At 51.5% G+C, this 14,376-nt stretch carries 11 protein-coding genes; 3 read left to right on the top strand and 8 right to left on the bottom strand.

All coding sequences use genetic code 11. The features are described 5' to 3' along the window. Nucleotides 1-36 precede the first annotated feature (36 nt). From NYR02_RS03395 to NYR02_RS03385, 3 genes are read left to right on the top strand one after another with little or no spacing between them, the layout of a single operon-like run. Nucleotides 37-3,426 (top strand): transglutaminase family protein, encoded by a 3,390-nt coding sequence (locus NYR02_RS03395; RefSeq protein WP_260974988.1) that lies wholly within the window; start codon nt 37-39, stop codon nt 3,424-3,426. A gap of 57 nt (nt 3,427-3,483) precedes the next feature. Further along, entirely contained in the window at nt 3,484-6,030 is a 2,547-nt protein-coding gene (locus NYR02_RS03390) for a circularly permuted type 2 ATP-grasp protein (RefSeq protein WP_260974987.1), read from the top strand. Continuing rightward, entirely contained in the window at nt 6,030-6,908 is an 879-nt protein-coding gene (locus NYR02_RS03385) for a transglutaminase family protein (RefSeq protein WP_260974986.1), read from the top strand. The genes NYR02_RS03390 and NYR02_RS03385 overlap by 1 nt, the downstream gene beginning before the upstream one ends. Nucleotides 6,909-6,935: 27 nt before the next feature. Here NYR02_RS03385 and NYR02_RS03380 read toward each other — a convergent pair whose 3' ends face one another. From NYR02_RS03380 to NYR02_RS03345, 8 genes are all read right to left on the bottom strand, one after another. Beyond that, on the bottom strand, nt 6,936-7,277 hold the full coding sequence (locus tag NYR02_RS03380; RefSeq protein WP_420864294.1) for a methyl-accepting chemotaxis protein: 342 nt from the start codon (nt 7,275-7,277) through the stop codon (nt 6,936-6,938). Nucleotides 7,278-7,398: 121 nt separating this feature from the next. Continuing rightward, nucleotides 7,399-7,998 (bottom strand): adenylate/guanylate cyclase domain-containing protein, encoded by a 600-nt coding sequence (locus NYR02_RS03375; protein ID WP_260974985.1) that lies wholly within the window; start codon nt 7,996-7,998, stop codon nt 7,399-7,401. Between the two features lie 296 nt (nt 7,999-8,294). Beyond that, nucleotides 8,295-9,581 carry a methyl-accepting chemotaxis protein gene (locus NYR02_RS03370; RefSeq protein WP_260974984.1) on the bottom strand — a complete coding sequence of 429 codons (1,287 nt, stop codon included), beginning with the start codon at nt 9,579-9,581 and terminating at the stop codon, nt 8,295-8,297. Nucleotides 9,582-9,865: 284 nt separating this feature from the next. Next, complete coding sequence (locus NYR02_RS03365) at nt 9,866-10,228, bottom strand: hypothetical protein (protein WP_260974983.1); 363 nt, start codon at nt 10,226-10,228, stop codon at nt 9,866-9,868. 502 nt (nt 10,229-10,730) lie between these two features. Continuing rightward, the gene (locus tag NYR02_RS03360) at nt 10,731-11,849 is read right to left on the bottom strand and encodes an AAA family ATPase (protein WP_260974982.1); all 1,119 of its coding nucleotides are present in this window, start codon (nt 11,847-11,849) and stop codon (nt 10,731-10,733) included. Further along, nucleotides 11,836-12,426, bottom strand: coding sequence for a nicotinamide riboside transporter PnuC (pnuC, locus tag NYR02_RS03355; protein WP_260974981.1), 591 nt, complete (start codon nt 12,424-12,426; stop codon nt 11,836-11,838). The genes NYR02_RS03360 and pnuC overlap by 14 nt, the downstream gene beginning before the upstream one ends. Then, complete coding sequence (locus tag NYR02_RS03350) at nt 12,423-13,769, bottom strand: phenylacetate--CoA ligase family protein (protein WP_260974980.1); 1,347 nt, start codon at nt 13,767-13,769, stop codon at nt 12,423-12,425. The genes pnuC and NYR02_RS03350 overlap by 4 nt, the downstream gene beginning before the upstream one ends. Further along, complete coding sequence (locus NYR02_RS03345; RefSeq protein ID WP_260974979.1) at nt 13,766-14,350, bottom strand: hypothetical protein; 585 nt, start codon at nt 14,348-14,350, stop codon at nt 13,766-13,768. Before NYR02_RS03345 ends, NYR02_RS03350 begins: the two co-directional genes overlap by 4 nt. Nucleotides 14,351-14,376: the final 26 nt, after the last annotated feature.

Below are 14,376 nucleotides of genomic sequence, written 5' to 3'. Positions count from 1 at the left end.
ACAAACAGGCCTCAGTAAATTTGTGTCGGAGACACTATGACCATCCGGGTTGCACTACAGCACAACACGTATTACCACTTTGATCGCGCGGTTAATCTTTCGCCTCATGTGATCCGTCTTCGTCCGGCACCTCACAGCCGTACTCCTATTCACAGCTACAGTCTGAAAGTGACTCCGGCAGAGCACTTTATTAACTGGCAGCAGGATGCCTACGGTAATTTTCTGGCACGTATCGTATTTCCGGAGAAAACCCGTGAATTATCGGTTGAGGTGGAAGTTATTGCCGATATGACGGTTATTAATCCCTTTGATTTTTTTCTGGAAGAGTATGCTGAGAACTTTCCATTCAAATACGATAAACAACTGAAAAAAGAATTAACGCCTTATCTTAAAATCAGTACAGAAGGCCGGCGATTTGCTAAGCAATTGGCTAAGGTCCCGCGACAAAAACAACGCACGATTGATTTTCTGGTGGCAGTGAATCAGCAGGTACAGGCATTGGTTGAATATTGCGTCCGGCTGGAACCCGGCGTGCAGACACCGGAAGAAACACTGAAACTGGCCAAAGGTTCCTGCCGCGACAGCGCCTGGTTATTGGTGCAATTACTGCGGCACAGTGGTCTGGCTGCGCGTTTTGCCTCCGGTTATCTGGTGCAGTTAACCGCCGATGAAAAAGCGCTGGATGGCCCTTCCGGGCCGGAAAAAGATTTTACCGATCTGCACGCCTGGTGTGAGGTATTTATTCCCGGTGCTGGTTGGGTGGGTCTTGATCCAACCTCCGGATTGTTTGCCGGGGAAGGGCATATTCCTCTGGCATGCACACCCGATCCGGTATCTGCCGCGCCGATTCAGGGGGCAACAGATAAATGCAAAGTCAGCTTTGATTTCAGCAATACTGTCGAACGGATTCTGGAAGATCCCAGAGTCACCAAGCCGTACAGCGATGATCAATGGGCGGATGTTATAGCCCTTGGAGATGCGGTTGATGCCATGCTGGAACACGACGATGTGCGTCTGACCATGGGTGGCGAGCCGACGTTTGTATCGGTTGATGATATGGAATCGGCGCAATGGAATACCGCTGCGCTGGGCAAAGAAAAATTGGCTCTGGCAAAGAGTTTATTGCTGCGTTTACGTAATCATTTTGCGCCACGCGGTTTGCTGCATTACGGTCAGGGAAAATGGTATCCGGGTGAAGAAGTTCCGCGCTGGGCGCTGGGATTGTTCTGGCGTACCGATGGCGAACCGTTATGGCGTAATCCGGGTCTGTTGGCTCGGGTGGATCAGGATTATGGACACGAGCTTGCTCAGGCTGAGGCATTTTCCCGCCTGCTCTGTACCCGTCTGGGGTTGGATGCCGGTTATGTACAGCCGGCCTATGAAGATGGCCTGCATTATTTATTACAGGAGCAAAATTTACCGGCCAACCTGGATGCACAGATTGCCGGCAGTAAAGACAGTCTGACGCGCCGGCGTCTGGCGCGTGTACTGGATCAGGGGTTGGATACGCCAACCGGATTTATTTTGCCGTTAAGCTGGAAAATGAGCAGCAATTGCTGGCAATCCAGTTTGTGGGAGTTCCGTCGTGGCCGTTTGGTATTAATTCCCGGCGATTCCCCCATCGGTCTGCGTTTACCGCTGGACAGTCTGCCCTGGGTGAAAGAGTTACCGCCATCAATTGAAGCGGACCCTTTCCGTGAGCACCCGCCGTTGCCTCCTCATGAGCAGCTGGCTCAGGCGGCGTTTGCTCCGTTATCGGCTGTGCAGTCCGCCGACGTGCAAAAACAAGCGCCACAAGGTGTTAAAAAAGAGGCAGAGGAAACAACAGAAGACGCGACTGCGAATGATGCTGAAGATGTTGTGCGTACGGCCCTGGCGATCGAAGCGCGGGACGGAAAATTACATGTGTTTATGCCGCCGTTAAGTTATCTGGAGCATTACGTTCAGTTATTGGCGCAGCTGGAGGCCTGTGCGGCGCAATTAAAATTACCGTTAATGATCGAAGGTTATGAGCCTCCGCGTGATCCTCGGCTGCAGAAATTGTTGGTAACACCCGATCCGGGTGTGATTGAAGTGAATATTCACCCGGCCAGCCACTGGCGTGATCTGGTCAGTAATATGACCGAGCTTTATCAGGCTGCCCGTGAGTCACGTTTGGGTGCCGAGAAATTTATGCTGGATGGCCGTCATACCGGTACCGGTGGCGGTAATCATATTACGCTGGGCAGTCACTCGGCGGCGGACAGTCCGTTATTGCGCCGGCCGGATTTGCTGCGCAGCTTTGTTACGTTCTGGCAGCATCATCCATCGTTGTCTTATTTATTCTCCGGTGCTTTTGTTGGCCCGACCAGTCAGGCGCCGCGGGTGGATGAAGCACGGGATGAATCACTGTATGAACTGGAAATCGCTTTCCAGCAGATACCCGATGGAGAAGTGCCACAACCCTGGTTGGTTGATCGTATATTGCGTAATTTATTGATCGACGTAACCGGTAATACCCATCGTGCTGAATTCTGTATCGATAAATTATTTGCCCCCGGCAGCAGCAGTGGTCGTTTAGGCTTACTCGAATTCCGTGGCTTTGAAATGCCACCGCATTCGCGTATGGCGCTGGTGCAGGCATTATTAATCCGGGCGCTGGTCGCTCGTTTCTGGCGCCAGCCTTATAAAAAACCTTTGGTACGCTGGGGTACACAATTACACGATAAATTTATGCTGCCGCATTTTGTCTGGCGCGATGTCTGCGATGTGGCGGCAGACCTGCAGGCGCATGGTATTGATTTCCGCGCTGAATGGCTGCGTCCATTTGAAGAGTTCCGCTTTCCACATTATGGCCGGGTACAGCTGGACGACATCAGCATTGAATTGCGCTGGGCGATTGAACCCTGGAACGTATTGGGCGAAGAGGTCAGTAGCTTTGGCACTGCCCGTTATGTGGATTCATCGGTTGAGCGCCTGCAGGTTAAAGTGACGGGTATGACGGCTGAGCGCTATGTGCTGGCCTGTAACGGCCGCCGCGTTCCGCTAAGTGAAACCGGGCGCAAAGGTGAATCTGTGGCTGGCGTGCGCTACAAAGCCTGGGCTCCGCCTTCGGCGTTGCATCCAACGGTCGATATTCATGCGCCGCTGGTATTTGATCTGATTGATACCTGGAATGGCCGCTCGATTGGCGGTTGTACTTATCATGTCAGCCATCCCGGTGGCCGCAGCTATGACAGCTTTCCGGTCAATGCTTTTGAGGCGGAGTCTCGCCGGGTGAATCGGTTCAGCGAGCTGGGCCATACTCAGGGTGTGTATTCACCCCGACCGGATATTGATGCTTTACGTCAGTTCTTCCCGCACCATGATCCGAAACCCATGAGTCCGCCGCCGGAAGAAGCGCCGGCCGATTATCCGAATACCCTTGATCTGCGCCGGATGGGTTAAGATGAACATCAGGTTCAACCTGAGCGGCAGGTACACAACAATGGATATTGCGGTTTTATGAGTGTTTCCCCAGCCAACAACAACCCTGCGATGATCTACCAGCCCGTCAGTGGGTTGGTGGATGATGCTTTCGATGCCGAAGGTCAGATCAAACCGCACTGGCATTACCTGCTGGGCAGTCTGGATGAACTGGGCGCGGAAGCCTTTGCCGAGCGTCAGCAAAAAGCACTGCGTATCCTGCGGGATGATGGGGCAACCTATAACATATACGGTGATACCAGCTCGCCTGCGCATACCTGGGGACTTGATCTTGTCCCGAATATTATCAGCAGCGATGACTGGGCCGATGTTGAAGCCGGTCTGCTGGAGCGGGCGGAATTATTCAATCTGTTGTTGCGCGATATTTATGGTCAGCGTCGTTTAATTAAAACGGGCGTGATTCCGCCAGAGGCTTTATTTTGCCATCGCGGATTTCTGCGTGCCTGCCATGGTATTCAGTTACCCGGCGATCATGACCTGATTATTCATGCCGTGGATTTAATGCGCGGTGCTGACGGCCGTATGTGGGTGCTGGGTGACCGTACTCAGTCACCCAGCGGAGCCGGTTATGCACTGGAAAACCGCACCGTTATGTCGCGGGTATTTCCCAGCTTGTTTCGCGACAGCCATGTGCATCGGCTGGCGGCATTTTTTCAGCGACTGCGGGCGAAGCTGATCAGCCTGTCTCCTAATATTCATCAACCCAGAGTCGCGGTATTAACGCCGGGCGCGCACAACGAAACGTATTTCGAGCATGCGTATATGGCGAACTACCTCGGTTTTCCGTTGGTGCAAAGTGACGATCTGGTGGTGCGTAACGGATTTCTGTGGATGAAATCCCTTGATGGTCTCAGCCGGGTGGATGTTTTATTACGCCGGGTGGATGACTGGTTTTGTGATCCGGTGGAATTACGCTCTGACTCGCGTCTGGGAGTGGCCGGTTTACTCGAAGTTGTGCGGGCCGGCAATCTGGTGGTGGCTAATCCGTTAGGTTCCGGGGTACTGGAAAATCCGGTGTTTTTACGCTATTTGCCGGAGATAGCCAAAGCCCTTCTGGGGCGGGAATTGCGTTTACCATCGGTGCCAACCTATTGGTGCGGTGATCAAAATGATCTCGATTTTGTGCAGAAAAATTTCTCCGACCTGGTCATTAAACCCGTCTACCGCAACATCGATAGTCGCAGTGTTCAGGTCGCCGGTTTAAGCGCGGATGAGCAACAACAATTACTGGCAAAAATTAAAGCCGAGCCGCTGCAATATGTTGCTCAGCCTATGGTCGTTGCAGGACATATTCCCACGTTTGAAAATGGCAATGCACTGGTTCCGCGTCCGGCCATTCTGCGTTCTTTTGCCGTCGCCAGCGATTCTTCCTACACCCTGATGCCCGGTGGTCTGACCCGGGTTGGCAACAGTGAAAACAGTTTTGTTATTGCCAATCAGGCCGGTGCCCGCAGTAAAGATACCTGGGTTGTGGCTTCCGAACCTGAACGTGTTCCGGCAGATAGTGCGCAGGATGACAGCGTGGTGGTGCGTGAAGCCGATCTGATCAGCCTGCCCAGCCGGGTGGTGGAAAACCTGTTCTGGATGGGACGTTATGCCGAGCGTGCAGAAACCACCCTGCGCATGTTACGCACAACCTTTATGCTGCTTAATGGCGAAGAGCCTATCAGTGACGCGGTTAAGCAACCCTTACTACAGGCCTTGCTGGCGGTGGCTGCTATACCGCCTGCCGACGAAGCCAGCGATAATCGCTTCGTTGCCGCGGAACAGCGTCTGCAGCAGCTGGTGTCTGACGGCAGCCTGACCAACAGCATTGCTACCAGCCTGAATGCGATGCTGTATTGCGCCGACGAAACCAAAGAACTGTTGTCGTCCGACACATTCCGCGTGATTAACGATATCCGCGATGCATTGCAGGTATTGCCCGGTAATTTGAACGCCAGTCTGGGCTCGGCACCGGAAGAAGCGCTTGATCCTTTGGTCACTGCATTAATGGCCTTTGCCGGGCTGACGCAGGAAAGTATGAGCCGTGGATTTGGCTGGCGTTTTATGGAAATGGGACGGCGACTGGAGCGTGCACAACAGATCAGTCTGGCGGTGAATTATTTACTGGTTCCGGAATTTTCATCGCAGGATCAGAATAAACTGGCGGAGGCGTTATTATTATCGCTGGAAAGTCTGATCAGTTACCGTCGCCGTTATCGTGGCCGGATGGTACTTGATACCAGTCTTGATCTGGTATTGCTGGACAGTAGTAATCCGCGCTCATTAATTTATCAGCTGGGGCAATTGGGGGAGCATTTACGTGCTTTACCGAAAGCGGCCGTCGGCTTGCACGAACTCAGCCGGGAAGAGCGAACTCTGCTCGAAACCGAAGTGCTGATAAAATTGGCATCGCTGAAAAATCTGGTTCAGACCGATGCCGGTCTTCGTCCGCATTTACTGGAAACAATGAGCCGCTGCCGGGAGTTACTGGCTGAGATCAGCGAGCAGATAACCGATAAATATTTTGATCACCGTGAAGCTTCCCAGCAGCTGGTGCACAGCAACCGGGAGAGTCTCTGATGCGTTACCGCGTGTGTCATATTACCGAGTATCAGTATCAAAGCCGGGTTTCTCATTGTTATAACCTGGCGCATTTAATGCCACGTAATACACGGCGGCAGCAATGTATTAATACTCAGCTGGACGTTCAGCCAGCGGCTTCGTTCAGCGTGCGCCGTGAAGACTATTACGGCAACTGGGCGCAGCATTTTGAGATTCAACAGCCGCATAAAATCCTGCGTATTATTGCCACCACCGATGTGCAAACCAATGTGCAGGATACGGTGATGAATCTGGATCTGGGCATAACCTGCGGCGCGGCGCTGCAGCAGATGCAGAATAATCAGGATGAAGCCGTTTTAATGGCGCGTGAGTTTATGCTGGATTCGCCAATGATTCGTGCCAATGATGCGTTGCGTGACTATGCGGCTGGTATTTTTCAGCCGGAAAAATCATTACTGTCGGCGGTTATGGCGTTAACGCAGAAAATCTACAGCGAATTTACTTACAGCCCGCAGGCGACAACCATCGCAACGCCTATTGATGAGGTGATGCAGAACAAACAGGGCGTATGCCAGGACTTTGCCCATTTGCAGATTGGGTGTTTGCGTGCACTCGGATTTGCTGCCAAATACGTATCCGGTTATCTCGAAACGTTGCCGCCCCCCGGACAGGAAAAAATGCTTGGTGCCGATGCCAGCCATGCCTGGATTTCCGTATTTGCTCCGGGAGAAGGGTGGTTCGAATTTGATCCGACCAATAATTGCATGGCTGGTGAACAGCACATTATTACCGCCTGGGGACGGGATTATTTTGATGTGACGCCCTTATGCGGCGTTATTTTTGGCGGTGGGGAAAATCCGACGCTCAGTGTATCGGTGGATGTGCGCAGGCTATAACCCTGCGCGCATTACCTTTTATGCCGGTCAGTTCAGGCGAAAGCCGCTGATGACCGTACTCCGCTCTTCGCTGGCGGCTGCAATGTCTGAGTTCAGATCGTTGACGCTGTTCAGACTGCTGAATAACCCCAGAATCTGATCGTTGGCTTTAGCAAAAGAAGCCGCCATCGAAGCGCTGGTCTCGGTGCTGTTAGTCATGGCATCAATAGAGCGATTGGCACTTTGTTTCAGGTTTTCAATCAGCCCCTGAATTTCTCCGGTACTGCTCTGGGTTTTGCTGGCCAGATTACGTACTTCATCAGCAAACACAGTAAAACCACGGCCTTGTTCACCGGCACGTGCCGCTTCAATGACCGCATTAAGCGCCAGTAAATTGGTTTGTTCTGCAATGCCGCGGATTGTTTGCAGGATGCCGTAGAAATCGACACCCGTACCGGTGAGTTCAAAGGCCGTGCAAAAAACTGATCTGCTTTTATCCTGTTCCGGAACTTCACTTCAGATAATAGGTGCGGATACTCAGATCACCGAAGTTATGGTCACAGACTTTGTCATATTCGCGCATCTCGGCCGGCAGATTCAGATAAGCAGATTCCGTCAGCAGGATTTCCCAGGCGGCTGCGGTATCTTCACCCAGTTTACTGGCTTCATTAACCGGGTCGCCGAAGATTTCACGATCGTGAAAATTAAGTAATTCACCAAAGGCGATACCTGCGGCAATTTCGATATTGTGATGATGGGGGAATTGCTGGTTATCCTGATGTAATAGCTCACGTATTTCGCGTAATGCATTCAGTGCAGAAGCACTGTCGGCAAATAATACAAAAGCATCGTCGGCCACGTATTTGATCAGGGTACCGTTAAATTTTTGGGTGACGGCTTCAACGATGCCCTGCATACGCTGAATTAATGCCAGGTAATAGACAATGCCCTTTTCCTTGGTAATGGCCGAGAAGCGGCTCATATCGGTAATCAGTACCGCTGCTGTTGTTCCATAGTTTTGCCACACTGCCTGCGCTGAATCCGGACAGTTATGATTTAAGTGATGCTGCTGCAGTAACTCTGCCAGCAGTGAATGATCATTAACCCGCATAATACCTTTCCTGATGTTTTATCGTTCATGCTGTCGTTCTGATAGTGATGCATGATGGTATTACATAAAAATAATTCTGTCCCTGAGCGAAATTGTCCGGATTTCATACAGCTCTGGTCAAGGTTTTTATGGTGCAGGCAGAAGGTGAATAAAGATAGATATTCAGGTTCAGTGGAAAGGTTGTTAAGGCCGGTGATCCTGTGGGTGATCCTAGGGGGGGCGCTATATAGCCTGATTTCGGGAAACATTAACGCCACTGCAATGCGCATCACCTGCGTATTGCAGTGGCCTGATATTTAGCTCAGGCGAAAGCCCTGAATCATGGTTTTTAATTTGTTGGCAATACCGGCCAGTTCCGACGATTTGCTGCCGGTAGATTGGGCGGCCTCGCGGGTATAGACCGCAATTTCTTTGGCTTCCTGCAGGTGTTGGTTAATACCACTGATAACGGTGCTTTGCTCTTCACTGGCGGCAGCAATTTCAGAGTTAAGGTCGTTAACGGTGTTCAGGCTGCCGAATAATCCCAGAATCTGATCGTTGGCTTTAGCAAAAGAAGCCGCCATCGAAGCGCTGGCCTCGGTGCTGTTGGTCATGGCATCAATGGAGCGATTGGCACTTTGTTTCAGGTTTTCAATCAGACCCTGAATTTCACCGGTGCTGCTCTGGGTTTTGCTGGCCAGATTACGTACCTCGTCGGCCACGACCGCAAAGCCCCGGCCTTGTTCACCGGCACGTGCCGCTTCAATGGCTGCATTCAGTGCCAGCAGATTGGTTTGCTCGGCAATGCCGCGGATTGTTTGCAGGATGCCGTAGATACCATCGACCTGATTGCTCAGCTCGGCGACATCGGAAGAGCTGCTGTTAATAATATTACCCAGTTCTCCAAACTGATTATTCAGTGCCTTAATATCGTTGCTGAGTGCGCGGCCGGTACTGTTGACCTCAGATACCTGAGAGTGGGCCTGATGAACATTACGGGTAATTTCGGCTGATGCAGAAATTAATTCGCTCATGGCACTGGATACGCCGTCCATAATACGCGACATACTTTGCGCATGGCGGGTATTTTCAGCGGAGTTATTATTCAGTACAGATGAACTTTGGTTCAGTGCTGCCGATGCGTCGGCCATACCTCCGACCATATCATCAACGCGCTGCATAAATCGGTTAAGGCGTTCAGCCAGAGGTCGCAGTTCATTCATATTTTGCAACGGCACGCGATAGGATAACGGGGTTTCTGGCCGTGACAGAGTCTCGACCGATGAGGTCAGATGCGTAAAACCATTGGTGATCCGGCGCACGGTGAGCAGCGATAAGATAATCAGCACAATGGACACTGCGGTCAGAACGGGAATAGCGACACTGGCTTGTTGGCTGAAAATTTCCTGCCACTGGCTGGCCATAAAACGTTGCAGTTCCTGCTCTGAAGGGACTGTATCCTTGTTGGCCAGATAACGGCTGACCTGATCGATAAGGTAGTCGCGTTGAACCTGCATATCGGCAATGGCTTTGCCCATCACCAGAATGATGGTGAGTATGGCAGGCAGAGCTGCAGCAATTACCAGCTTACGTTGCACGGTCATTAGGGGTGGCATCCATTCTGAGTGAAGATGCCTTAAGTGTAGACAACGACGTCAGATATGCGTTTTTAGCCTGTTGCTGTGCGTACTCTGAGAAATAAAAAAGCCCCAACCAAACTGCGGTTGAGGCTTCTCTATTTGTATGGTGGAGATGGCGGGATTGACTGATGTCCTTCGGACCAGCGTCGTACCTTCGCTGTTGTCTCGCCAGCTCGACTACGCCCGCTACGTGGCTTCAATGCGATCCATAAAATGGTTCAGGCCATTTCCCAGCGCGCTGAGTTCGTTTATATCCCGTGCCTGCAGGCGATGGAGAGCGGGGTAGCGGGATCGGCGATGCGGGTAACACCTTCAGCCAGATTATTCAGACCGGGGGTAATGCGTTTAACGCTGGTCAGTGCAACGAAAACCAGAACCGGAATCGCGATTTCGGCTTTTTCATAAAAAAATGTCTCAAATTCGCGGCTGATGAGCGTGCGCAAAGCGTATTCATCCGGTACCGCTGGCATAGCGACGATCTGGCAGCTGAGGCTGTCGATCAGGTTATCGCGTTGGGCAAACATGTCGATGACCGCTTTCGTGATGATCACAAACAGCGTCAGCTGGGCCGGAAGGGCAGAAACAATGATCAGTTTTCGTTGGACGCTCATACCAGCTGTCCGTTGGGTAGGTAGTAAAACTGATAATTCTAGTAGCAACTTCCGTAGATGCCCGGCTTACGGATAAACCGTGCTGCAGGCTTGCCACATTGGCAGCTTTGGTCCTGAGTGGGGCCGGAAACAGTTGACCATTACACTAGTTTCACCCCTAAAAAGTTGATGGCGTTGGTGTATGATCTTGCGCGCTTTCATCGACTTTATTTTAGGTCGTAATTGGAATATATAACTTCGGAAATCGTAATTTCTGTAAAAATCGATGCTATTTGTTAAGGCACCTCTGAATAATTCAGTGCCCGCTTCGGCTTACTGAAAAAGTTCAGATCAAGACGCTATGTTGAAGGCACTATATTGAAGGCATCATGGGTTACGTCAAAACGTGACAACACCGAGCTGGATTTTTTTCAGCAAGCCCCTAAGGGCGTGGGCTGCAGAGCGTTTTGACGGTGTTGTCGATTTTATAAAGGACTCGCCATTCACTGCAACCGACGCCTTGTCAAAAGCACTCTGCAGCACTCACGCGAAGCTGTGCAGAATTATTCAGAGGTGCCTTAAACCCTAATTGGTTAGATATATACTCTACACGATCTGAAACATTACCTTTCACAACCTTGTAAGCAATGTCACGCCGGTTAAGCTCTTTCTCGTACCACTCCTGTTGACGTTGGCGGAACGCCGGATCTTGCCGCGTACCATCCTGAACAAAGTCAAAATCTGCGGCACACAGAAATACGTGGTCATAGTGTCGGGTGGCTAGCACTTCTAACGCTGGATCTACGTGGTCAAACAAAACCTGGGAATAGAGAGCTGTGGTGAGTGGGCTGGTATCGCATACGAGCCATTTATTGGATTTTTGTGCGAGAGCCTGTTCACGAGCGACCTGAGTTTGTCCGATATGGAGCATATCTTCGAATATAAGTTTGCCGTTGCGCTCATCCCAGCGCTCCCGACCATATTCTGGTGCCCATTGTGTCTCTAACTCAGAAGCCAGTGCTTCTGCCAACGTCGTCTTACCCGTGGACTCGCCACCAAGCAGAAGAATTCGTTCTACAAAATCGGCGTAGACTTCAGGTGCCATAAAGTGCCTCAAACTGTGCGGGCCAGCGCGTAGCTGTGTTCCGGATACGGGAATCTTCTGTCGATAGCGATCGACACTTCGGTGTACCGTTTCTGGAGCTTGAGGGTCTGTTTGGCGAAAGTACTTCGTGAGTTCGGCTGCAAATCCATCTCCGTAATCTTCACTGGTGAATACTGCGTCTATGTGAGTATTAAACAAGTGCTGACATAGCCAGCCACAGAAGTAGCGGTGGTCGTTGTCAGGGGCATCGTTGTCAGGGATATCCGGCGGGTTGTCTATGCCCTGGCTCGTAGCAGCGCGTTTTAATTCGCTTTGATCCAGAACCAATATTGGCAGTTTCGGGAAGCGTTGGCGCAGCCAGGATTCGCGACGGGAGCGATTGCATCCCGGCAGCTCGGGTTCACTGTACGAAATCAGATAAAGATTTTCACATTCTGCCTGAGCCTGAGTGATCAGAAATTCGTGACCTAAATGCAAAGGACTGAATTTTCCGACCACCAGACCGTTGATAAAGCGTTGCTGGTTAAGCTGGGACATTGGCTGATGCTGTTGCGTCTATGTCTTTTGTGAGCTGTGAACGCCAGTAGAAGAATGCGACGATGGCATTCACCCAATAGCAAGCGTACAGGAAAGACGTGAGATACAGCTCGCGGCTAGCGAAAAGGGGCACTGCAATGGTGTTGACAAGAAGCCAGAACCACCATGCTTCGAGGCGGCGCTGCATCAGTAAGCATTGCGCAATAACGCTGAATGTCAGGACAAGTGAATCCAGAAGTGGTGCGTAGGCGTCGGTGAAACGGTGGAGCATCAGTGCGTATAGCGAGGCAACAAGCAGACCGAGCGGTGCAATTAGTGCAACATGGCGCAGACCTGCACGGGTGATCGGCTTTGCCTGACCATTATTTCCGCGTCGCCAATGCATCCAGCCATAAGCACTGGTGACAACAAAAAATATCTGCAGCGTTACATCGGCATAAAGCTGAGCCTGAAAGAACAGCAACCCGAACAAGACACAACCAAGAATGCCGGTCCACCAGGTGTGTACGCTGTTGCGCCCAGCCAGCAGAATAGACATGGTAGTTATCAGATTAGAGGCGATTTCCAGCGCGCTCATTGCAGTGTCCCTCCTTTCAGATTGCTTGTGTACTGCATGATTTTATCTTCTTTCTCAATGGACTTTACGTTTATGAGCTGATTGCCGAAAACAGATGCTAATGCGCTGAGGCAGGCAGGCGCATAATGCATAGACACCGGTGCGAGTGATAAGCAGAGTGAGCCGTCCGCGTTCTGATGCAAACCGAACTGAGCCAATGGCAGTGATTTTAATGCGTGAGTGATGTCGATATTGTTGACCCAATCACCGCCTTGCGTACGGAAGCGTACCGGACTACGTCCGCTCAGACCTTTAAGCAAAGGGCCTTCTGGCGAATAGGCGAGTGAGGCGAAATCGCCAGTACGATAACGCAGAAGTGGCAGGCAGAAGTTAAATCCACCGGTTAGTGTAATTTCGCCGCGTTGACCCGGGGAGACGGGTTTACCTTCGGTATCCAGAATTTCTACATAGAGTTCGGGCTGTAATAGCAGGTGTCCGCCAAGAGCTTGATCGAAAACCGCTACAGGCCCTGATTCATTTAACGAATAAATGTCGAGCACGGGAGCGTTAAAGTGGGATTCAAGTTCTGTTCTCAGTCCATCCGATAACATCATGCCAACAGATATGAGTGCTTTGGGGCGGGTGCTTAGCGGCAGATTTTTCAGTGCGCTCAGAGACAACGGATCACCCGTGTAAATCTCCGCATTCAGCGCATCGAGATAGGCTTCACGGTCACTGGGCTTTCCCCAGTCGTCAGTGTGCAGGTTGATTTTTGCCAGGCCGGATTCGCCCAGTTGCGGTGTGACCGAAATATAGGTGAAGCAACGACGCTGATATCCGACCAGCACAACCCCAACGTTATCAGGGCCGTGGCTCAGTTCGATGCCAAACCGGCGCAGTGCCCGGCGATGAAAACACAGATATGTCGCAGCGATACGGGGATGTGATGGTAACAATAATGGATTGCCACTGGTGCCTGTGGTCTGGAAATTGATCATGCGATCGAGTGGGACGCTGTCAGGCACGAAGGCGGTAATATCGCGACTGAAATCCGCTCGGGTCACTGGAGTTATGCCGCTAAATTGGGGCACTTGTCCCTGCGACCGGTAAAATGGGACGTCGCGATACACGTTATCGACAAATGTATTCAGCCAATGTGGAAGTTGACGGTCATTCCAGTCGACTCTGCTGTTATTCAGTTTTCGCTCATAGTCAGCCAGCAGGTTCAGATCCTCGGAGGTAAGCTTATTGCCACTACTGTTGCGGTAGATTGGTGCCTGTGGATGTTCGCGAAGAAATTTGAGCATACGGGCACCGTCTTCGCTCAGAGTAGGATAACGTTCCGGGTCGAAATACGGATTCATTCCCGTGTCCACTTGTCGGCAGATTCTGCGGCCGCCTGCTTTGCGAGAGCTTCACGGATAGCCCGCGCGCGGGCTTCTGCTTCGCGGCTTTCCTGTAGCAGACGATTGCGCTCAGTCGTGCTCAGGGCACTGAGACGATCTGTCGCTTGTGTAATACTTTCGCCCGCAGGGCGGTAGTCGAGGCGCGCCAGAAGGAAACGCGCAAATTCTTCACGGCGTTCACTGTCATTAATGTATTTAGTCGCCGTACTGACATCGGCCAGTTGCTGCATCGCCAGGTCGAGCAGGGACAGCAGTGCATCGGCATCATGTAATGTGCTCTTAAACCAGTCATCGTTCAGTACCCAGATGGCCAATGCTACCAACCTCAGTCGGTTGTGATCCTTTTCTGCATGACTGCCAGTGAATCGTTGCAGTTGTTCAGCAGTGGCCTGATGGCCGGTCTGGCGGAGTGTATCGTGCACCAGCGCGGCAACTGCTAGCTCGCCACGGCCATGCATTTTCGGATCATCCAGAAAATCCGCTGGTGTGGCAGATATCCGCCGCAACAGGTGTTGCAGATTTGGTCCAATGTTATTCACGCTGAAATCCTTGTCATTGAGTTCAC

Origin of the sequence: Thalassolituus pacificus, assembly GCF_025318105.1 — a bacterium.
In the GTDB taxonomy this organism is placed as follows: Bacteria; Pseudomonadota; Gammaproteobacteria; order Pseudomonadales; family Oceanobacteraceae; genus Venatoribacter; species Venatoribacter pacificus.
This window is presented reverse-complemented; position numbering and strand designations above follow the sequence as displayed.